The sequence below is a fragment of the Aminobacter anthyllidis genome (assembly GCF_018555685.1).
GTDB lineage: Bacteria > Pseudomonadota > Alphaproteobacteria > Rhizobiales > Rhizobiaceae > Aminobacter > Aminobacter anthyllidis.
In genome coordinates, this window is sequence record NZ_JAFLWW010000005.1 from 504,288 (window position 1) to 524,581 (window position 20,294).

Here is a 20,294-nt window from a genome sequence, read left to right on the forward strand (position 1 = left end):
AGACTATGGCTATAGTATTTACCCACCTCCGCTCGTTTCATGCTGTCGCTGAAAACCGAGGTTTCACGGCCGCAGCCAACGCCCTTCACATCAGCCAGCCAACCGTCACAACACAGGTGAAGGAGCTGGAGGATCGCTATGGCGTCGAATTGCTGGTGCGCCGCGGGCGCCGCGTCGAGCTGACGGAGACAGGCGCCGCACTCTTCGACATCAGCCGGCGCATCATGAGCTTGCAGGACGAGGCCGAAGAATTGCTGCTCAGCAGCGGGCGGCTGACGACAGGCCAGTTGCGCGTGGCGGCGGTTGGACCTTTCCATGCCACCGAGATGGTGGCGCGCTTCCTGGCGACGTACCCGTCGATCAAGGTCAGCATGCTCTTGGGCAACTCGGACCAGACACTCCAGAGGATCCTCGATCTCGAATCCGACGTCGCAATCCTCGCCCATGTCGTCGATGATCCGCGGATCTACTCGGTTGCCTTCAGCACACATGAAGTGGTCGTGTTCGTGAATTCAGATCACCCTTGGCATGGCCGCGAAAGCATCACGATGGCCGAACTGGCAGACCAGCCGCTCATCCTGCGCGAAACTGGTTCCACCACCCGCCGTGCCTTTGAACAGGCGGCCGAAAAAGCCGGAGTACCGATAAAGCCGTTGCTCGAGATCGGCAGCCGCGAGGGCGTCTGGAAGGCCGTAGAGCGTGGACTGGGTATTGGTGTCGTCGCGGACTTCGAGTTTGTCGCGCACCCTCGCCTCGAGACCATCCGCATCGCGGATGCAACGATCCAGACGGAGTACCGGCTTGCATGCCTGCAGGAACGCCGGCACTCGCCCAAGATCGAGGCTTTCATGACGTCTGTCCTCCATCCCAAGGCGTGATCCATCCATAGTCATGCACTATGGATCTATTGAAACTATCGAATTGACGAATAGGCCCTGAAGCCTGACCCTTTGTTTAGTCGACGAAGGGACGCCCATGCACTTTTCCCTGATTTTGCTTCATCTGGCCGGCGCGACCATGCTGCTGCTTTTTGCCGTGCATATGGTGCGCAGCGGTATGGAACGCGCGTACGGTGAAACGCTGCGATCGATGCTGGGAGAGGCCAGGCGCGGCCAGACCAAAGCCGCGGCAGGCGGGATGGTGATGGCAGTAATGCTGCAAAGCTCCACTGCTGTTGCGATGCTTGCCTGTGGTTTCGCAGCGAGCGGGGTTCTCGCGCTGCCGACCGGGCTTGCTTTGCTGCTTGGCGCGGACCTTGGCTCGGCGGTGGTCGTGCGCATCCTGTCGTTCGATCTCGGCTGGCTGGTACCGGTCTGCCTGTTTGCCGGCGGAGTGATGCACCTGAAGCTATCAGGCGAGAAGCTTCGCGAAACCGGGCGGATGATCCTTGGTGTCGGGTTCGTCCTTTTGTCGCTGCAGTTGATAGGGACAGCGACGGGGCCGTTGCGCAGCGGAGCCATGCTGCCGTCTCTGTCGGCTTACCTGGCTGACGACTACGTCACCGCCTTTCTCGTCGGGGCCCTATTTACCTGGGTGGTGCATTCGAGCGTCGCCGCGGTCCTCATGACTGCGGCATTTGCCGCGCAAGGCCTTGTGCCGCTGGAGGCCGGCGTGCCGCTCGTGCTCGGTTGCAATCTTGGTGGTGGCCTCATCGCTTTCTGGCTGTCACGTGGCATGCCTGCCGTGGCACAGCGGATTCCGGTCGGCAATCTGATCTTCCGCGCGACGGGTGCAGTCTTGGCTCTTGCCGCACTCGAAATGAGCGGTTTTTCAATCGCAATGCTGGGGTCTGGGCCAGGCACGGCGCTGGTCAACTTCCACCTTTTGTTCAATGGCGGCCTGGTCGCTGTTAGCCTGCCCTTCATATCGGCGATGGCGGCACTCACCCGTCACCTGCTACCCGATCCACTAGCTGAAGCCACCGGCGACCCCTTGAGCCATCGCGTCAGCGCGCTCGATCGTTCCGTCATCGCGACACCGCGCCTCGCACTTGCCAGTGCCACGCGCGAACTGCTGCGCATGGGCGAATTGCTGGAGACGATGGTGCGGCCGGTCATGGACCTCCTGCGCGCCGGCACCCGCAGCGAGATCGCTCGCGTCCGTTGCCTGGATGAAGCGGTCAACCAGGCCCACACCGACATCAAGCTCTATCTTGCCGAGGTGAACCGCGGCCAGATGACAGTTGAGGAAGCGCGGCGCAGCATCGAGTTGACCGATCTGGCCATCAATCTCGAACATGCCGGCGATGTGATAGCCAAGAACCTGCTGGTCCTTGCCGAGGAGCGCGCCGACAAGAACTGGCGCTTCTCCAACGAGGGTTGGAAAGAACTGGCCGATCTGCATGAGCGGCTGATCGAAAATATGCACCTTGCCCTCAACGTTCTCATTTCACAGGACCAGCTGTCCGCACGACAGCTGGTCGTCGAAAAGCAAAGAATGCGCGACCTGCACCGCCATACGCATGGCCAGCATTTGAAGCGGCTGCAGTCCGGAACGCCGGAAAGCATCGAAACCAGCGGAATGCATCTCGAAATCGCCCGCGGCCTGAAAGAGATCAATTCGCTACTGGTTACAGTCGCCTACCCCATTTTGACGGCAAGCGGCGATCTGTTGGAAAGCCGGCTGGCCAAGGCAAGCTGATCCATAGCTCTGGCCTATCGATCGAATTCATAATTGCGATTTGGCAAATAGATGGAGTTACGGCACACAAGAGACGATCCATATCCGAGGCGGCGCATACCACCGGCAATCGGATTGCTCCAAGCCAAAGGACCCTCCCATGAACAAGATGACCACGATCAACGTCAGCGCCAATGGCCGCAGCTATGAATGGCCGCGCGTGCCGGCGATTGCGATTTGCCTCGATGGCTGCGAGCCGGCCTATCTCGACGAGGCGATCAAGGCAGGCCTGATGCCCTCGCTGGTGAAGATCCGCGCCAACGGCACCGAACGCACCGCCCACAGCGTCATCCCGAGCTTCACCAACCCCAACAATCTGTCGATCGCCACCGGCCGGCCGCCGGCAGTGCATGGCATCTGCGGCAACTATCTCTACGAGCGCGAGACCGGCAAGGAAGTGATGATGAACGACCCGCGCTTCCTGCGCGCGCCGACCGTCTTCCAGGCCTTTTACGATGCCGGTGCGCGGGTTGCCGTGGTCACCGCCAAGGACAAGCTGCGCGCTCTTCTCGGCAGCGGCCTGAAGTTCGACGAGGGCCGCGCGATCTGCTTCTCGTCGGAGAAGTCCGATGTCTCGACCAAGGCCGAACACGGCATCGACAATGCATCCGCCTGGCTCGGCAAGCCGGTTCCGGAAGTCTATTCGGCCGAGCTGTCGGAGTTCGTCTTTGCCGCCGGCGTCAAGCTGCTCAAGGAATTCAAGCCTGACGTGATGTATTTGACCACCACCGACTACGTGCAGCACAAATATGCCCCCGGCGTGCCGCAGGCCAACGCCTTCTACGAGATGTTCGACAAATATCTCGGCGAGCTCGACGCACTCGGTGCCGCCATCGTCATCACCGCCGACCATGGCATGAAGCCCAAGCACAAGGCCGACGGCACCCCTGACGTGGTTTATGTCCAGGACGTTCTCGACGAATGGCTGGGCAAGGACGCAGCGCGCGTCATCCTGCCGATCACCGATCCTTATGTCGTCCACCACGGCGCGCTCGGTTCGTTCGCCACCGCCTACCTGCCCGAAGGTGCCGACCAGGCCGACATCATGAAGCGCCTCGCCGCCATTGAAGGCATCGACGTCGTCATCGACAACGCCACCGCCTGCGAACGTTTCGAACTGCCATCCGACCGCATCGGCGACATCGTGCTGGTCTCCACCGAAAACAAGACCATCGGCACCAGCGAGCATCGCCACGATCTGGCAGCGCTCAACGAGCCGCTGCGCTCGCATGGCGGCCTGACCGAACAGGCAGTACCGTTCATCGTCAACCGCAAGCTGCCGTCGCTGCCGAACGAACCGGTTCTGCGCAACTTCGATGCGTTCTATTATGCCGCCATGGCGGCAGCGCTGGCCTGAGGGAGGACTGACGATGGTCAAGGCTGAAACAACGTTCAAGGTGCGCCATGAACCGATGCGCATCGCCGGGCGCAAGGTCGATGCCGATGGCGTCGTCAACGTCCATTACCCCTACACCGATGCGGTGATCGGCACTGTGCCTGCGGGGCGTGCCGAGCACGCCCGCCAGGCCTTCGAGATCGCGGCCAACTACAAGCCGAAGCTGACGCGCTACGAGCGTCAGCAGATCCTGTTTCGCACCGCAGAGGCCCTTGCCGCACGCAAGGAAGAGATCTCCGACATCATCACGCTGGAGCTCGGCATCTCGAAAGCCGATTCCTTGTACGAGGTCGGCCGCGCCTATGACGTGTTCACGCTGTCGGCACAGATGTGCATCCAGGACGACGGCCAGATCTTTTCCTGCGACCTGACCCCGCACGGCAAGGCGCGGAAGATCTTCACCACGCGTGAGCCACTTAAGGCGATCTCGGCAATCACGCCGTTCAACCATCCGCTCAACATGGTCTCGCACAAGGTGGCACCGGCGATCGCCACCAACAATTGCGTCGTGGTCAAACCGACCGAACTCACCCCGATGACGGCGCTGATCCTCGCCGACATTCTCTACGAGGCAGGTCTGCCGCCGGAGATGCTGTCGGTGGTGACAGGCATGCCGGCCGACATCGGCGCCGAGATGATCACCAACGACAACATCGAGCTGATCACCTTCACCGGTGGCGTGCCGGTCGGCAAGCTGATCGCCCGCACCGCCGGCTACAAGCGCCAGGTGTTGGAGCTCGGCGGCAACGATCCGCTGATCATCCTCAATGATCTCTCGGATGACGATCTCGCCAAGGCGGCCGATCTCGCGGTGGCAGGTGCGACCAAGAACTCGGGCCAGCGCTGCACCGCGGTCAAGCGCATCCTGTGCCAGGAAAGCGTCGCCGACCGCTTCGTGCCGATGGTGCTCGAACGCGCCAAGAAGCTCAAGTTCGGCGACCCGATGGACCGGACGACCGATCTCGGCACGGTGGTGCACGAAAAGGCCGCCGCACTGTTCGAAAGCCGCGTCTACATGGCCGCCGAACAAGGTGCCGAAGTGCTCTACGACCCCGGCCGCAAGGGCGCGCTCTTGCCGCCGATCGTCGTTGACCGCGTTCCGCATACGTCGGAACTGGTCATGGAAGAGACGTTTGGCCCGATCATTCCGATCGTGCGCGCGCCCGACAATGACGATGAACTGATAACGCTGTCCAACTCGACCGCCTTCGGCCTGTCGTCAGGTGTGTGCACCAACGACTTCCGCCGCATGCAGAAATACATCGCCGGCCTGCAGGTTGGCACCGTGAATATCTGGGAAGTCCCCGGATATCGCATCGAGATGTCGCCATTTGGCGGGATCAAGGATAGCGGCAACGGCTACAAGGAAGGCGTCATCGAGGCGATGAAGAGCTTCACAAACGTCAAGACATTCTCGTTGCCTTGGTGAAATCGGCGTCCCCCTGGCAGCCAAACAGCAAGCCCGTATTTCGCAGTGCTGCTGTTGCGAACAGACTTCGAACGCCAGGGCGGCGCAAGCGGAATATTCCTGATCGACAAGGGTCGTCGCATCAGGGCGCTTGGATCCCCCTGGCAGGCGCTGGATTACCTGCATACCGCGTTCGATTGGCACCGGGAACAAAGCCGCAGTGGCCGTCCAGCCGATCCGGCACGTCATGGCGAAGCACCTCAAGGGCGAGGAGAGCTCAGGCATGCAATCGTCACAGAAGTTTGCCGCTGGGAGCGCGTCTCGACGACCTCACCAAGGATCACTACAACCAACATCTGATGCTCGACAGTACCTGGGTCGGCGTTCACCAGCAGGCAGCGACCGGAAAGGGGGCCAAAACCTGGTTCCGCTGAACCTGTGCTGGAACATGCGTGCGGTTCCGCCCGGGCCACGCTGATTCTGCTGCAGATGCACCGGATTCAAGCCTGGAAGCAATACCTTCGGGTCGTTTGAAAAACGCTCTGGTTGAAACGCTTAAAGGCCCTTCCCGTATGCCGTCAGAGAACCTAGCAAGAACAATATTCAAATATTATTATTTAATAAAATTGCAATCTTATCATCGGGATACTCGTCCAAATCGACGCGAACGCGGAACCCGTTATGACCATCAGATTGAAACTCATTGCCAGTATCGCCCTCCTGGCGGTTTTGTTGCTTATCTCAGGCGGCACGGCCTTTTTGGCGCTGCAATCCATGTCGGAGCGGACCCATACCATTGTCGTCGATCGCGTCGAGCCGATGACCCACTTGAAGACCGTCGCGGACATGTACGCCGTCAACATCGTCGACACGGCCCACAAGGTCAGGAGCGGCGCGCTCGATTGGACAGATGGCGAGAAGGCGTTGCGCGTCGCCATCGAGGCCATCGACCGTTCCTGGACGGCCTATGCGTCCACGGCCATGACACCGGAGGAAAAAGCGTTGGCCGACGGTTTCGCCGAGCTTCGCGAGAGCTCGAAAACTGAGATCGACACTCTGATCGAGATCATCGCACGAAAAGACCAGGCATCGCTCGATCGCTTTGTCGTTGATCGGCTCTATCCGACGATCGATCCGCTTGCCACGCCCATCAGCGACCTGGTTTCCCTCCAGCTTCGCGTGGCCCAGGAGGAGTTTAGCGCCGCAAACGATCTGAAGTCGGCCATCGTCCTGTGGATGAGCGCGCTTGCCGTTGTGTCGTTCGCCATCGTCGGCGTCTCGGTCTGGCTGGTGATCGGCGGCGTGACGACCCCGCTCAAGCGCATGCAAGAGGCGATGCACCGCCTAGCGTCCGGCGACACGGCGACCGCGGTTCCTTTTTCCGGGCGCAGCGACGAGATCGGTGAGATGGCTGGGGCCGTCGAGGTGTTCCGGCAGGCGGCGATTGCCAACAGGCGGATGGAAGAGGAGGCGCAAGCCACGCGGGCTCGGGCCGAAAGCGACCGCATTCGCCTGACCGAGGCAGCGGAAGCCGCCGCCCAGGCGCGACTGGAGCAGGCGACCTCGGGGCTTGCGGCCGGTCTACGCCGGCTTGCCTCCGGTGACCTGTCGTTCCAGCTGGAACAGGCCTTCGCGCCGGATTTCGAGCCGCTGCGCCATGATCTCAACGCCGCGATCGGCCAGCTCGGCGGCACGCTGTCGGCCATCACCTTGTCGGCCGGCTCAATCGACAACGGAACCCGCGAGATCAGCGTCAGCGCCGACGATCTGTCGCGCCGCACCGAACAGCAGGCGGCTTCGCTGGAAGAGACGGCTGCCGCGCTCGACGAGATCACCGTCAATGTCTCAAACTCCTCCAAGCGCGCCGACGAGGCGCGCTCGGTGGCAATGCAGGCCAATGCCAGTGCAGCCCAGTCAGGCGCGGTGGTAGCGAACGCGGTAGAGGCCATGGGCCGGATCGAGGAAGCCTCCGGCCAGATCTCCAACATCATCGGCGTCATCGACGAGATCGCCTTCCAGACCAATCTGTTGGCACTGAACGCCGGCGTCGAGGCGGCGCGGGCAGGAGAGGCGGGCAAGGGCTTTGCGGTCGTCGCCCACGAGGTGCGCGAACTGGCGCAGCGCTCCGCCAAGGCGGCCAAGGAAATCAAGGATCTGATCCGTCATTCGAGCGTCGAGGTCGAGGCCGGCGTCAAGCTGGTGCGGCAAACCGGTGAGGCGTTGACGACCATCGAAACCCATGTGGTGGCCATCAACCGGCACATGGACGCGATCGCCACCTCAGCGCGCGAGCAGTCGACCGGCCTTGCCGAGGTCAATACTGCGGTCAATCAGATAGACCAGGTAACCCAGCAGAACGCCGCCATGGTCGAGGAGACCACCGCCGCAAGCGTGACGCTCGCCGGTGAAGCCGCCCGACTGCGCCAGTTGATCGCCCAGTTCGCGCTTGCGGAGGCTGCCACCGCTTCGGCATTGCCGGGGCGGCGTCGCGCTGCCTGACAGCAGGCAAGTCGTACCGTGAGTCGTCGTACCGTGAGTCAGAGCCTCCGATAAACGCCGAGGTGGCCGCCAGGCCACCTCCTCTAGCTTGGCTGCCTCCCGGCCAGCAGGTAGTCAGGCCGCATCGGCGCCTTGCCGGCGGCGGCAGCCAGCGCCTTGCGGTCCTTGTTGACTGCAGCCAGGACGACCGCGTTTGCAAGCCCGTCTTTGCGGGGCGCCCCGATAGATTTTGGCACCGCGAGCACCTGCTGATCAGAGCCCCCGCCTGTCAGCTTGCACTCTTGCGCGCATGGTCGACATAGATCTCGCGTAACCGCGTGACGACCGGTCCCGGCTTGCCGTCGCCGACCGGCTTTCCGTCGATCCGGGTCACCGGCATGACGAATGTCGAGGCGCTGGTGATGAAGGCTTCGGCCGCGCCCAGAGCTTCCTCGACGGTAAAGCGGCGTTGCTCAAGCGTCAGGCCACCTTCCTCGGCCAACTGGACGAGCGCCTGCCGCGTGCAGCCGGGCAGCGTGCGCTGGCTGTTGGCGGGCGAAACGATCTTGCCGTCATGGGTGATGATGTAGGCGGTCGAGGACGCGCCTTCGCTGACATGACCGTCTTCGATCATCCACGCCTCGTCGCAGCCTTCTGCCTTCGCATCGCGCTTGGCAAGCACCTGCGGCAGCAGGGACACGCTCTTGATGTCGCGCCTGGCCCAGCGCTGATCGGCCAACGTCTTGACGGCAATGCCGGTCCTGGCCGAAGCAACATCGACAAGCACCTTCGGCTGCGTGAACAGCAACAGCGTCGGTTCCAGTTCCTCGCCATACAGGAAATTCCGTTCCTCGGCGCCACGGGTCAGCTGCAGATAAACCAGCCCTTCCTGCAACCCGTTGCGCTCGATCAGACCACGCTCGATCTCCTCGATTGCCCCGGTGGCAATGGGCAGGCGCAGGCCAAGTTCACGCGCCGAGCGCTCCAGTCGCGCCATATGCAAGGTGCTGTCGACCAGCTTGCCATCGAGAACGGCCGTTACCTCATAGATGCCATCGGCAAACAGGAAGCCGCGATCGAAGATCGACAGTTTTGCCTCGGCAGCCGGCAGGTAGCTGCCATTCAGCCAGACGATGCGGTTTTGTCCACCGGTCATAAGAACTCTCCAATGTGAGTAAGTTGTCAGCGCGCCTTGTACCGAGCCAGCGCTTCCAATGAAATTGCCTCGACGCGGGACGGCTTGCCGCTGCTCGCATCATAGCCCTCGACCGTATGCGCCATGCACAGCGAGTTGAGGATAGCCTCTTCGGTTGCCTCGATCACCGCCTCAAACAGCGGCGACACCAGTTCGTTCGGCAGTGTCGGCATCAGGGCGATGCTAGCGCGCCGTTCGGGTGCGCGCCTGACACTTTCATGGGTCGAAAATGCCAGCGCATAGTCGCCTGAGCCGTTGCTCAGTGCCGCCCCCGTCCTGGCCAGGCCGCCGAAAGCGCGCTGAGCCAGGCGCTTCAGGTTGCGCTCGCACAAGGCAGCGTCGGTCGCCACGACGATGACGATCGAGCCGTCCTTGTCTTCCGTGGCCGGGCTGGCACTGCAAGGCACGCCGTCGACCAGGAGGCGTCCGCCATAGTTCGACTGCACCAACACGCCGACAGTGAAGGTTTCGCCGCTCTTGAAAGGCACGAGCCTCGAGCTTGTGCCGATACCGCCCTTCAACCCGAAGGCGACGGTGCCAGAGCCCGCGCCGACAGCACCTTCGGCCACCTCGCCATCACTGGCGGCGTCGATTGCAGCTCTGATTTCCGAAATGTCGGGACGGCCGGCACGGATGTCGTTCAGGCGGGAATCGTTCGTCTCGCCGACCACCGCGTTGATAGACACCACGCGGCTGTTGCCGGGCTGCGCCAGCGTGTGGGCATGGATCGCCTCGATGGCGCGGCCGGTTGCCAGCGTGTTGGTAAGCACGACAGGCGTTTCGATCTCGCCCAACTCTTCGATCTGGGTCGAGCCGGCGAACTTGCCGTAGCCGTTGAACACGGCGATTGCCGCCGGAACCTTGTCGCAAAAGATGTTGCCGCCATGCGCCAGGATGGCGGTGGCGCCGGTGCGGATGGTGGCACCTTCGACAACAGTTGCATGCCCGACCAGAAGCCCAGGGACATCGGTGATGGCATTGAGCGGGCCGGGGGCGAAGACACCTGGTGCGATGCCAAGGTCGCGCAGCCTCGAACGCGGCGATGTTTCGGAACTGTCTGTCGAATTGTGCTTCATCCGACATCCATAAGGCGCTTTGCCGTCCGGCGACATGGCAAAGCTCGATACCAGGGCGGCACCGTCTTCTATGCCACGGCCGGCTTTCAGGCGGCCCGATCTTCCAGCATCATCGATGGTTTCGAAGGGCTTCTGCGCAGGCCTCGAGATAGGCATAGCCATATCTCAGGTCGGGTTCGAGATAGGCGCCCTCGCCCCACTCATTCCACGCATTGATGAAGACAAGGCGCTCGTTCGCGGGGTTTGCCTGCGCGCGCCTCATGGCGTGCCCGAGCCACTCTTCGAAAAGAGCCGGCGTCGAGCCGTGATAGATCTGGGCTGACGTCGGGCGGCGGGCACTGTTGTCCCAAGACGGCATGACGCCGGGGTGAACAACGCCCGCCTCAACCGACTTTGCCTTTTCCGCCGCCACCACGTCGGTATAGCTTCGGATGCGCCCACTGTCCCTGAAGCGAGAGACGGCCAGGCTGCTTTCGATGTTGGGTGTACGGACATTGTGCGGCGGGAACTCGGACAGCGCATCGAAGCCATGGTCCTGATGCGCGCTGAAGTCGAACGCGTTTGTGGCGATCAGATAGATCCCGGGATACCCCATCCTGGCCATCTCGGCGCGCCAGCGCACAATGGTCGCCTTCATGTCGGGAAAGAGGCTGGCGCGGTAAATCGTGAAAACCGGCTTGCCGTCGATCTTCAGATAGCGGGGATCGCGGAAATACGTGTCGAGACCGCGAATGACCGCGATGTCGTCCTCCGGCGAATGCCGTTGCGCCAGAAGCACATCCTGCTCGCGTCCGGACCAACGCCGCGACCAGGTCTCGTTGGCCCAGCATAGGCAAAACGGCAGATCGAGATCGGCGGTTGCCAGGTAGTGGTCCAGCGGGCCTTCAAGCAGCCGTCTGCCGCCAAACCAGTAGAAATGAAAGCAGAAGGCCGAGATGCCGTAGAGCTTGGCAAGCTCGACCTGCCGGCTCATGACCTCAGGCAGACGCAGATCGTAGTAGCCGAGTTCGCCCGGCATCCGTGGCTGGTAGTGGCCTTCGAAAACAGGAAACGCGCGCGCCACATTACGCCATTCGGTGAAACCCTTGCCCCACCACTCGTCGTTTTCGGCTGTCGGATGGAATTGCGGCAGGTAATACGCCACCAGCCGAATGTCCGTCTTGGGCGGCACTTCGTTGGAAATCGGCTTGTAGTCGCCGGCAGGATAACGGCCGAGGAGATTGCCGACATTGGCGTCGTAAAGCCGGTCCGCCGGCTGTGTCTTCGCCAGCCAGCGGGACGGCTGCGCGATCCGCCGCAACCTCCCCCATAATCTGCGCAAAAACGATGGCCTTTCACGCCACGGAGCGCTTGACAGCGCGTTCACCGGCGCTTCCCGAAACTGTTCATCGGGCCACCATTCAGTCCATTTGCAAAACCCAGAAGCTTGGAGCGGCGCGAGCTGGAGAACAGCACATGTGGCCACAGCAGCTTCAGCCACGTGCGATAACGCTCGGCCGGCACGTCCAGCGGCATCTGGTGCTTGTTCATGACATAGACCAGCGAACGCCCCATCGCCTCCCCCTTGATACGGCCGGACTCGATCGACCTGGCGCTGGATCGCCCTTCCGCATGGTCGACCACAGCACCGGCGGCAAGCCGAAGCTCGATGCCGGCCCGCCGCAGCCGCAAGCTCAGATCGTCGTCCTCATGAAACAGGAAGATTTTCTGGTCGAATCCGCCGACCTGCTCGAAATGCTCGCGCCTGATGAAGATGCAGGCGCCATGCAGGACCGGGATGGCGCAGTCGTGATCGGGCGGCGACCCGTGCCAAAAGTCGGAAGCAGGCAGCAGCCGCGACCACCGCCTGAAGCGCCGACGCGAACCCGAATAGAAGCGCGGATTGAAGGCAGCATCTGGATGGGCGGCGGCGGCGGCGACAAGCGCCTCTATCGCGCCAGCCTCGAAGCGGAGATCGGGATTGGCAAGCAGCAGGAACTGCGCATTGCCCGACGCCGCACCGACGTTGCAGGCGCTGCCATAGCCGACATTTTCCTCGATCTCGATGACCTTCGCCCCGGCAGCCTCGGCAAGCGTCACGGAGTCGTCCGAGCTGGCATTGTCGACGACAACAACGTTTGCACAACTGGGAACAGTCGCCAAAAACACCGGCAGGACCGAGCCGCTGTTGTGGGTAACGACGATCAAATCCACTTCCGGTTTCATAAAGTCGTCCGCATCAACTTGACTGAACGTAAATGTCGACTCCTGCCAAAGCAATGAGCTTTCCCTCGTTTTGCATCTATGCAGTGAAACGGCTGTCCGGACAACACATATACAATCACAGCTTCTTTCAGCTGCAGCAATCCAGTGATCAACCACGGCGAGAAATCTTCGAGCGGCTGCTACCCGGCCTCGCTCCCGCTGGCGGTCTTTCCTACCGGAAGCGTCGGAACAAGGCTCACCTGTTTGCCGACCCCGCCAATTCCGTCACCAATGCGCCGACCCTTTCCTGCCAGTGCCCCGCGCGATAGTTGAAATCGCGGAAGAAGGCTTCGGAGTTCAACTCCGAATTTGCCGGTCGCGCCGCTTTCGCCGGCCATTGTTCGCTGCCGACCGGCTCGACAAGGGCGGACGGTCCGTCCAGCGACGCACTGACAGCAAAGACATGACCGGCCAGGTCATGCCAGCTTGCCCGGCCCTGGCCGGCAAGGTGATAGAGGCCTTGCGGAAATCCCCCTTGCCGACGCCATGCCGCTGCCGCCGCCAGCAGGCCATCGGCAAGGTCATGAGCCTCGGTCGGATTGCCGAACTGGTCCGCCACCACCTGCAGGCTGTCGCGCGTTTCCGCCAAGGACAGCATCGTCTTGACGAAATTGCGGCCATAGCGGCTGACAACCCAGGCGGTGCGGACGACCAGATGATCCGGATTGCCGGCGCGCACAGCCTCTTCGCCTGCCAGCTTGCTACGGCCGTAGACCGTCTGCGGATTGGGTTTGTTCGCCTCGACATAAGGACGTGTCGACGTGCCGTCGAAGACGTAGTCGGTGGAGATCTGGATGATCGGAATGCCGGCGAGCCTGGTCAGCCTGGCCAGTTCAGCCGGCGCCTCGGCATTGATGCGAAAGGCGCGCTCGGGCTCGTCTTCCTGCTGGTCGACGCCGGTGTGCGCCGCCGCGTTGATCACCATGTCTGGCGCGACCGATTTCAGAACCGGCGCGAACGTCGCCGGGTTCTCAAGGTCGAGGTCGGGTCGCCCGACAAGCACGATCTCCGCCTGTCCCTGGGCGCGCGCGGCAAGCGAGCGCGCCAGTTGTCCCGATGTTCCGGTAACGAGAATCTTCACTTGGCGCCGACCAGTCCCTGGCGGCTCCCGTCGAAACGCTGCTCGCGGATCGGCCGCCACCACCAGCCATTTGCCAGATACCAGTCGACGGTCCTGGCAAGACCCGTCTCGAATGTCTCCAGTGGCGTCCAGCCCAGTTCCCGTTCGCTCTTGGTCGGATCGATCGCATAGCGCCGGTCATGCCCCGGACGGTCGGTGACATAGGTGATGAGGTCGAGATGGGAGCGACCGCTGGCGCGGGGGCGGCGGGCATCAAGCAACGCGCAGATGGTCTCGACGACCTCCAGATTGGTGCGCTCGGCGCGTCCGCCGATGTTGTAGCTATCGCCAACACGACCTCTGGTCATGACCGTTTCGAGCGCCCTGGCATGGTCTTCGACAAACAGCCAGTCGCGGATGTTGGCGCCCTTGCCGTAGACGGGCAGCGGCTGCTCATCCAGAGCGTTGGCGATGACAAGCGGGATCAGCTTTTCCGGGAAGTGGTAGGGCCCGTAGTTGTTGGAGCAATTCGACAGGACGACCGGCAGTCCGTAGGTCTCGTGCCAGGCGCGAACGAAATGGTCGGACGCAGCTTTCGACGCTGAATAGGGCGAAGACGGCTTATACGGCGATTCCTCGGTGAAGACCCCGGAATCGAAAGGCAGGTCACCAAACACCTCGTCCGTCGAGACATGGTGGAAGCGGAAGCGCTTGCGCGCGTCCTCGCCAAGACCACGCCAATGGTCGAGTACAGCCGACAGCAGGCTCGCCGTGCCGACGACATTGGTGGTGACGAAGGCCATCGGCCCGTCGATCGAGCGGTCGACATGGCTTTCGGCGGCCAAGTGCATGACCAGATCGACCTGCTCGTCCGCCAGGATCTGACGCACCTTGTCGGTGTCGCAGATGTCGGCATGCCGGAACACGTAGTTGGGATGGCCCTCAAGATCGCGCAGCGACGTCAGGTTGCCGGCGTAGGTCAGCTTGTCCAGGTTGACGACGCGGTAACTGCCGGTGCCGACCAGGTGCCGGCAGACGGCCGAGCCGATGAAACCGGCACCGCCAGTGACCAGAACAGTTTGAAGAACGTTTTTCACGGGTAGATGAATCCGGTTTCGACATCAGCCAGCAAAGGGGCCACTGCATCCTTGTCCGACAGGATCACTTCGGCCGCCGGCACGGGCCACGCTACTGCGATAGCAGGATCATCGAAGCGGATCGAACGATCATGCGGTTGCGAATAGGGCGCGGACACCTTGTAGACGACCTCGGTGTCGGGCTCGAGCGTGACGAAGCCATGCGCAAAGCCTTTGGGCACCAGGATCTGGTTCCACTGCTTGGCCGAAAGCGTCAGCCCGACCCATTTGCCGAAGCTTGGCGAGCCCTTGCGGATGTCGACGGCGACATCGAAGATCGAACCGCGCAGCACGCGCACCAGCTTGTCCTGCGCGAAGGGCGGCAGCTGGAAATGCAACCCGCGCAGCACCCCGCGCTCGCGCGAGAGCGAGTGGTTGTCCTGCACGAAATCGACAGCCACGCCGGCCTGCGCCAGCTTGTCGGCATTCCATGTCTCGGAGAAAAAACCGCGCGCGTCCTCGAACCTGGGCACGCGTATCTCAAGAACGCCGTCCAGGCCCAGATTGCTGACTTCAACCATGGCCGATTTCCCTGACCCGACGCTCAAGGTAGCGCGCATAGTCGGTCTTGCCGAGGGCAGCAGCGCGGCGAAGCATCTGTTCCTCGCTGACCCAGCCCAGCTCGAAGCCGATTTCTTCCGGGCACATGATCTTGATGCCTTGCCTATGCTCGATCGTGCGCACGAAAGATGATGCCTCATGCAGGCTGTCATGCGTTCCGGTGTCGAGCCAGGCATATCCCCTGCCCAACCGCACGACATGCAATGTGTCGCGCTCGAGATAGGTGCGATTGACGTCGGTGATCTCCAGCTCGCCACGCACCGACGGCTTGATCGACGAGGCAATGTCGACGACCGAATTGTCGTAGAAATAAAGCCCTGTCACCGCCCAGTTGGAGCGCGGCTCCGCCGGCTTTTCCTCGATCGACAAGGCGCGCTGGGTCGTCCGGTCAAATGTCACGACGCCATAGCGCTGCGGATCCTCTACCTGATAGGCAAAGACCGAGGCGCCGTTCTCGCGCGCCACCGCGGCCCGGCAGCGCTCCGACAGGCCGTCGCCATAGAAGATGTTGTCGCCAAGGATGAGAGCCACCGGACTGTTGCCGATGAAGTCACGCCCGATGATGAAAGCCTCGGCCAAGCCGTTGGGGGACGGTTGAACAGCGTAGGAAAACGAGACGCCGAAAGCCGAGCCGTCGCCAAGAAGCTGCTGGAACTGCGGCAGGTCGCGTGGTGTCGAAATGATGAGGATGTCCTGGATACCCGCCAGCATGAGAACGCCAAGCGGATAATAGATCATCGGCTTATCATAGATCGGTAGTATCTGCTTCGATACCGCAAGTGTCGCTGGGTAAAGTCGCGTGCCACTACCGCCCGCTAGAATGATTCCCTTCACGGTGGATTCCTGATGTCGTTGCCTTTGACCCCCGTCCGGCTGACGATTCGCAATAAACCGTATGGCAAGCACAAACAAGACACCAACGTCATCTGCCACAATCACGAACAGATTTGGTTTCAAAAGGTAAAACTTGCGGAGCGCAGGTTCGCTATCAATGCGGGGGCTGGCCAGCCGCAGTGAAAGATATGAAAATGACCACGGTATTGCCCAAAATCGCTTATGTCCTGATCCTCGCCCTCATGGCATGGATTGCACCAGCCGCCGGAGACGAGATGCTCGATCGTGAACTGCACACAATGGCATCCAGGGGCGATGCCACCGCCATCGCGGCCCTTCTCACCAAGGGTGCCAGCATTGATGCACGCGACGAAAGCGGGCGCACCGCGCTGTTGCTGGCCACTCATGCCAACCAGATCGAAGCGGCCAAGGTGCTGATCGATGCCGGTGCCGACGTCAACGCCAAGGATGCCATCAACGACAGCCCCTATCTCTATGCCGGTGCACGCGGACATCTCGAGATACTGAAAATGACCCTGGCGCATGGCGCCGACCTCAAGAGCACCAATCGTTATGGCGGCACCGCCCTTATCCCCGCCGCCGAACGCGGCCACGTCGACACGGTGCGCACGCTTATCGAGGCCGGTGTCGATATCGACCACGTCAACAAGCTCAACTGGACCGCACTTCTGGAGGCAATCGTGCTAGGCGATGGGGGCCCACGCCATGTCGCCATCGTCAAGCTGCTCGTCGACGCTGGCGCCAACGTCAACCTTGCCGACGGCGATGGCGTGACGCCACTTCAGAATGCGCGCAAGCATGGCTTCGCCGACATCGAGAAGATCCTGGTCGCGGCCGGCGCGCGATAGCGTCCGGCGCAGCCAACCGGGCCTTCACAAGGACCGTCCAGCCGCAAGGAGAAATCGTCATGCCGGCACCGGCCAAAGGACCGCTTGTGGGGATTCGCGTCGTCGAATTCGTCGGGCTGGGCCCTGCCCCTTTTGCCGCCATGCAGTTCGCCGATATGGGCGCAGATGTCATCCGCATAGCCAGGCCAGGCGCAGTACCGACATTGCCTGACCCCATTTCCGGGCGCGGACGGCCAACAGTCGAGGCCGATCTGAAGAACACCGAAGACGCAGAAATGGTGCGAAAGCTGGTCGATGGCGCCGACGCTCTCATCGAAGGTTTCAGGCCAGGCGTCATGGAGCGGCTCGGGCTCGGGCCAGAACCATTGCTTGAGCGCAACCCCCGCCTTGTCTACGGGCGCATGACGGGATGGGGGCAGACCGGCCCCCTCGCCAACCACGCCGGGCATGACATCAACTTCATCGCTATCACCGGCGCGCTCGCAGCAATTGGCCCGGTCGACCGTCCCTTGCCGCCGCTCAACCTTGTCGGTGACTTCGGCGGCGGTGCGATGTTCCTCGTCTCCGGCATGCTCGCCGCACTTCTTTCGGCGCAGCGCACCGGGGCCGGTCAGGTCGTCGACGCCGCTATTTGCGACGGCACCATACAGCTGATGAGCATGGCACACGACCTCGCAGCCTCGGGCGGCTGGCGAGCTCAGCGCGACGCCAATCTGCTCGATGGCGGCGCTCCCTATTACGGCGCCTATGCCTGCGCCGACGGTGTCCACATCGCCGTCGGCCCGATCGAGCCGCAGTTCTTCGAACTGTTTCGGCAGACTGTCGGGCTGGATGTTTCAGCCCATGCGCTCCGCGCCGACCCGCGCAATTGGCCAGCATTGAAAGAGAAGATCGCCACACTGATCAGCACGCGGCCCAGCTCGGAATGGCTGGCCTTGCTCGAACATTCCGACGCCTGTGTTTCGCCAGTGCTCGACCTTCACCAGGCGGTACTGCATCCGCATCTCGTCGCCCGGGAGAGCTTCGTCGAGCTTGACGGACTGACACAGCCCGCCCCGGCTCCACGCTTTTCAGACACACCGACCGAGGCGCGTGCCCGGCCTCACGACTTGCTGCCGCTGACCGAGGCGGTCGAGATGTGGAACAACTAAACTGAAATTGAGCAATGTACCTCACAGCGGAGCTCCGCGCGCTGAGAGCCAAAAAGCAAAAAGCCGCCGGTATCACCGACGGCTTGAGCAGATCTGCCGATCTGGGCACTGGCCCAGGCGAGAAACCTTAGATCGCGGCTTCCAGCGTCGACAGGTGGTTGAGATAGACTTCCGCCTTGGTGCGGGCCTGATCTTCCTTGGCGTCGGAGACGTCCTCGCGCGCTTCCTGGATGCGGCGCAGCAGTTCGGCGCGGTCGATATCCTTGACCGGCGTCGCCGATTCGGCGAGCAGCGTGCAACCGGCAGGAACGATGTCGGCGAAACCGCCGAACACGACGTAGCGTTCTTCCTTGCCGGCAACGGTCTTCACCGTCACGACACCCGGCTTGATCGTGGTCATGACCGGCGCGTGGTTGGCCATGACAGTCATTTCGCCCTCCGCACCCGGAATGACGACGGACTCGACCTGCTCCGAAACGAGCAGACGCTCGGGCGAGACCAGTTCGAATTTGAAAGCTTCAGCCATGGTGTCTCACAAATGCTTGGACGGAGTTCCGAGCAGACCTGCCCGCAACAGGGCAGTCATCGGTGCAACAGCGCGGACCGATTGGCCCGCGCTGCGGCTTTTATGATTATGCCGCTTCCGCAGCCAGGCGCTGGGCCTTCTCGATCGCCATGTCGATGCCGCCCACCATGTAGAAGGCAGCTTCCGGCAGGTGATCGTACTCGCCGTCCACCAGGCCCTTGAAGCTCTTGATGGTGTCTTCGAGCGGAACCAGCTGGCCCGGCGAACCGGTGAACACTTCGGCGACGAAGAACGGCTGCGAGAGGAAGCGCTCGATCTTGCGGGCGCGGGCGACCGTGACCTTGTCCTCTTCCGACAGCTCGTCCATGCCCAGGATGGCGATGATGTCCTGCAGCGACTTATAGCGCTGGAGGATTTCCTGAACGCGACGGGCGACCGAATAGTGCTCTTCGCCGACGATCAGCGGATCGAGCATGCGCGAGGTCGAGTCGAGCGGATCCACGGCCGGGTAGATACCCTTTTCCGAAATCGCGCGGTTGAGAACCGTCGTCGCGTCAAGATGCGCGAACGAGGTTGCCGGCGCCGGATCGGTCAAGTCGTCGGCGGGCACGTAAATGGCCTGCACCGAGGTGATCGAACCCTTGTGGGTGGTGGTGATGCGTTCCTGCATCTGGCCCATGTCCGTCGACAGCGTCGGCTGATAGCCCACGGCCGAAGGAATACGGCCAAGCAGAGCCGACACTTCCGAACCCGCCTGCGTAAAGCGGAAGATGTTGTCGACGAAGAACAGCACGTCCTGGCCCTGGTCGCGGAAATGCTCGGCGATGGTCAGACCCGAAAGGGCAACGCGGGCGCGCGCACCGGGCGGCTCGTTCATCTGGCCGAACACCAGGGCGCACTTGGAACCTTCGGTCGAGCCGTTGTTCTCGTGCGGGTCCTTGTTGACGCCCGACTCGATCATTTCGTGATAGAGATCGTTGCCTTCGCGGGTGCGCTCGCCGACACCGGCGAACACCGAGTAACCACCGTGCGCCTTGGCGACGTTGTTGATCAGTTCCTGGATCAGAACGGTCTTGCCGACGCCGGCGCCGCCGAACAGGCCGATCTTGCCGCCGCGAGCGTAAGGAGCCAGAAGGTCGACGACCTTGATGCCGGTGACGAGGATCTGTGCTTCCGTCGACTGGTCGACATAGGCGGGCGCTTCCTGGTGGATGGCGCGCTTCAGCTTGGTCTTGACCGGGCCGGCTTCGTCAACCGGCTCACCGATGACGTTCATGATGCGGCCGAGCGTTTCGTCACCAACCGGCACCATGATCGGCGAACCGGTGTCGCGAACGGACTGGCCGCGAACGAGGCCTTCCGAAATGTCCATGGCGATGCAGCGAACGGTGTTTTCACCGAGATGCTGGGCCACTTCGAGGATGAGGCGGTTGGAGCCGTTCATCGTCTCGAGCGCGTTCAGGATCGGCGGCAGCTCGCCGTCGAACTGGACGTCGACGACGGCGCCGATGACCTGCGAGACGCGACCGGCGCCCGTGGCGACGACCGCCGACTTTTCGACCTTGGCAGCGGCTGCCTTGGCAGGCGCCGCCTTCTTTGCTGCCGGGGCCTTTTCCGCCGCCGGAGCGGCTTTCGGAGTAGCTGCTTTAGCCATCGTTCTAACCTCTGTGTCCGTTCGTTG

At 62.3% G+C, this 20,294-nt stretch carries 18 protein-coding genes; 8 read left to right on the forward strand and 10 right to left on the reverse strand.

The genetic code is table 11. From position 1 onward, the window contains the following. The first annotated feature begins 5 nt into the window (after positions 1–5). The 5 genes from J1C56_RS19590 to J1C56_RS19610 all read left to right on the forward strand — a co-directional run bounded on the left by J1C56_RS19590 (position 6) and on the right by J1C56_RS19610 (position 7,982). Positions 6–878 carry a LysR substrate-binding domain-containing protein gene (locus tag J1C56_RS19590; protein ID WP_214391715.1) on the forward strand — a complete coding sequence of 291 codons (873 nt, stop codon included), beginning with the start codon at positions 6–8 and terminating at the stop codon, positions 876–878. A 97-nt stretch (positions 879–975) separates the two neighbouring features. Further along, positions 976–2,640, forward strand: a complete 1,665-nt coding sequence (locus J1C56_RS19595; RefSeq protein ID WP_214391716.1) for a Na/Pi cotransporter family protein — start codon at positions 976–978, stop codon at positions 2,638–2,640. Between the two features lie 139 nt (positions 2,641–2,779). Then, the gene (phnA, locus tag J1C56_RS19600) at positions 2,780–4,036 is read left to right on the forward strand and encodes a phosphonoacetate hydrolase (protein WP_214391029.1); all 1,257 of its coding nucleotides are present in this window, start codon (positions 2,780–2,782) and stop codon (positions 4,034–4,036) included. Between the two features lie 13 nt (positions 4,037–4,049). Then, a complete protein-coding gene (gene phnY, locus J1C56_RS19605; RefSeq protein WP_214391717.1) occupies positions 4,050–5,504 on the forward strand; it encodes a phosphonoacetaldehyde dehydrogenase in 1,455 nt (484 codons plus the stop codon). Between the two features lie 660 nt (positions 5,505–6,164). Further along, positions 6,165–7,982 carry a methyl-accepting chemotaxis protein gene (locus J1C56_RS19610; protein WP_214391718.1) on the forward strand — a complete coding sequence of 606 codons (1,818 nt, stop codon included), beginning with the start codon at positions 6,165–6,167 and terminating at the stop codon, positions 7,980–7,982. A gap of 268 nt (positions 7,983–8,250) precedes the next feature. On the opposite strand, the gene J1C56_RS19615 is transcribed toward J1C56_RS19610, so the two are convergent. From J1C56_RS19615 to rfbA, 8 genes are all read right to left on the reverse strand, one after another. Beyond that, positions 8,251–9,117, reverse strand: coding sequence for a D-amino-acid transaminase (locus J1C56_RS19615; protein WP_214391719.1), 867 nt, complete (start codon positions 9,115–9,117; stop codon positions 8,251–8,253). 26 nt (positions 9,118–9,143) lie between these two features. Further along, a complete protein-coding gene (locus J1C56_RS19620; protein ID WP_214391720.1) occupies positions 9,144–10,232 on the reverse strand; it encodes a DmpA family aminopeptidase in 1,089 nt (362 codons plus the stop codon). Between the two features lie 109 nt (positions 10,233–10,341). Next, complete coding sequence (locus J1C56_RS19625) at positions 10,342–11,712, reverse strand: glycosyltransferase WbsX family protein (protein WP_338001474.1); 1,371 nt, start codon at positions 11,710–11,712, stop codon at positions 10,342–10,344. Next, on the reverse strand, positions 11,595–12,437 hold the full coding sequence (locus tag J1C56_RS19630; protein WP_214391721.1) for a glycosyltransferase family 2 protein: 843 nt from the start codon (positions 12,435–12,437) through the stop codon (positions 11,595–11,597). Before J1C56_RS19630 ends, J1C56_RS19625 begins: the two co-directional genes overlap by 118 nt. A 235-nt stretch (positions 12,438–12,672) precedes the next feature. Next, positions 12,673–13,557, reverse strand: coding sequence for a dTDP-4-dehydrorhamnose reductase (gene rfbD / locus J1C56_RS19635; protein ID WP_214391722.1), 885 nt, complete (start codon positions 13,555–13,557; stop codon positions 12,673–12,675). Next, positions 13,554–14,633 (reverse strand): dTDP-glucose 4,6-dehydratase, encoded by a 1,080-nt coding sequence (gene rfbB / locus J1C56_RS19640; RefSeq protein ID WP_280225431.1) that lies wholly within the window; start codon positions 14,631–14,633, stop codon positions 13,554–13,556. Before rfbB ends, rfbD begins: the two co-directional genes overlap by 4 nt. Further along, complete coding sequence (rfbC, locus tag J1C56_RS19645) at positions 14,630–15,193, reverse strand: dTDP-4-dehydrorhamnose 3,5-epimerase (protein ID WP_214391723.1); 564 nt, start codon at positions 15,191–15,193, stop codon at positions 14,630–14,632. The genes rfbB and rfbC overlap by 4 nt, the downstream gene beginning before the upstream one ends. Beyond that, a complete protein-coding gene (rfbA, locus tag J1C56_RS19650; protein WP_214391724.1) occupies positions 15,186–16,067 on the reverse strand; it encodes a glucose-1-phosphate thymidylyltransferase RfbA in 882 nt (293 codons plus the stop codon). Before rfbA ends, rfbC begins: the two co-directional genes overlap by 8 nt. Positions 16,068–16,079: 12 nt before the next feature. Here rfbA and J1C56_RS19655 point away from each other — a divergent pair, with 12 nt between their 5' ends. From J1C56_RS19655 to J1C56_RS19665, 3 genes are all read left to right on the forward strand, one after another. Continuing rightward, positions 16,080–16,250 carry a hypothetical protein gene (locus J1C56_RS19655; RefSeq protein ID WP_214391725.1) on the forward strand — a complete coding sequence of 57 codons (171 nt, stop codon included), beginning with the start codon at positions 16,080–16,082 and terminating at the stop codon, positions 16,248–16,250. 92 nt (positions 16,251–16,342) lie between these two features. Then, complete coding sequence (locus tag J1C56_RS19660; protein ID WP_214391851.1) at positions 16,343–16,936, forward strand: ankyrin repeat domain-containing protein; 594 nt, start codon at positions 16,343–16,345, stop codon at positions 16,934–16,936. Between the two features lie 59 nt (positions 16,937–16,995). After that, positions 16,996–18,087 carry a CaiB/BaiF CoA transferase family protein gene (locus J1C56_RS19665; RefSeq protein ID WP_214391726.1) on the forward strand — a complete coding sequence of 364 codons (1,092 nt, stop codon included), beginning with the start codon at positions 16,996–16,998 and terminating at the stop codon, positions 18,085–18,087. A gap of 127 nt (positions 18,088–18,214) precedes the next feature. On the opposite strand, the gene J1C56_RS19670 is transcribed toward J1C56_RS19665, so the two are convergent. Together J1C56_RS19670 and atpD are read right to left on the reverse strand one after the other, a co-directional pair. Then, positions 18,215–18,613, reverse strand: a complete 399-nt coding sequence (locus J1C56_RS19670) for a F0F1 ATP synthase subunit epsilon (RefSeq protein WP_214391727.1) — start codon at positions 18,611–18,613, stop codon at positions 18,215–18,217. 106 nt (positions 18,614–18,719) lie between these two features. Continuing rightward, a complete protein-coding gene (gene atpD, locus J1C56_RS19675; protein ID WP_214391728.1) occupies positions 18,720–20,267 on the reverse strand; it encodes a F0F1 ATP synthase subunit beta in 1,548 nt (515 codons plus the stop codon). Between the last annotated feature and the right edge of the window lie 27 nt (positions 20,268–20,294).

What these genes read in the sequence shown, in the direction of transcription:
- J1C56_RS19670 (WP_214391727.1), bottom strand. Translation starts at nt 18,613, where the DNA reads ATGGCTGAAGCTTTCAAATTCGAACTGGTCTCGCCCGAGCGTCTGCTC.
- J1C56_RS19655 (WP_214391725.1), top strand. Translation starts at nt 16,080, where the DNA reads ATGTCGTTGCCTTTGACCCCCGTCCGGCTGACGATTCGCAATAAACCG.
- J1C56_RS19630 (WP_214391721.1), bottom strand. Translation starts at nt 12,437, where the DNA reads ATGAAACCGGAAGTGGATTTGATCGTCGTTACCCACAACAGCGGCTCG.
- atpD (WP_214391728.1), bottom strand. Translation starts at nt 20,267, where the DNA reads ATGGCTAAAGCAGCTACTCCGAAAGCCGCTCCGGCGGCGGAAAAGGCC.
- J1C56_RS19620 (WP_214391720.1), bottom strand. Translation starts at nt 10,232, where the DNA reads ATGAAGCACAATTCGACAGACAGTTCCGAAACATCGCCGCGTTCGAGG.
- phnA (WP_214391029.1), top strand. Translation starts at nt 2,780, where the DNA reads ATGAACAAGATGACCACGATCAACGTCAGCGCCAATGGCCGCAGCTAT.
- rfbC (WP_214391723.1), bottom strand. Translation starts at nt 15,193, where the DNA reads ATGGTTGAAGTCAGCAATCTGGGCCTGGACGGCGTTCTTGAGATACGC.
- J1C56_RS19590 (WP_214391715.1), top strand. Translation starts at nt 6, where the DNA reads ATGGCTATAGTATTTACCCACCTCCGCTCGTTTCATGCTGTCGCTGAA.
- J1C56_RS19660 (WP_214391851.1), top strand. Translation starts at nt 16,343, where the DNA reads ATGCTCGATCGTGAACTGCACACAATGGCATCCAGGGGCGATGCCACC.
- J1C56_RS19665 (WP_214391726.1), top strand. Translation starts at nt 16,996, where the DNA reads ATGCCGGCACCGGCCAAAGGACCGCTTGTGGGGATTCGCGTCGTCGAA.
- J1C56_RS19615 (WP_214391719.1), bottom strand. Translation starts at nt 9,117, where the DNA reads ATGACCGGTGGACAAAACCGCATCGTCTGGCTGAATGGCAGCTACCTG.
- J1C56_RS19595 (WP_214391716.1), top strand. Translation starts at nt 976, where the DNA reads ATGCACTTTTCCCTGATTTTGCTTCATCTGGCCGGCGCGACCATGCTG.
- J1C56_RS19610 (WP_214391718.1), top strand. Translation starts at nt 6,165, where the DNA reads ATGACCATCAGATTGAAACTCATTGCCAGTATCGCCCTCCTGGCGGTT.
- phnY (WP_214391717.1), top strand. Translation starts at nt 4,050, where the DNA reads ATGGTCAAGGCTGAAACAACGTTCAAGGTGCGCCATGAACCGATGCGC.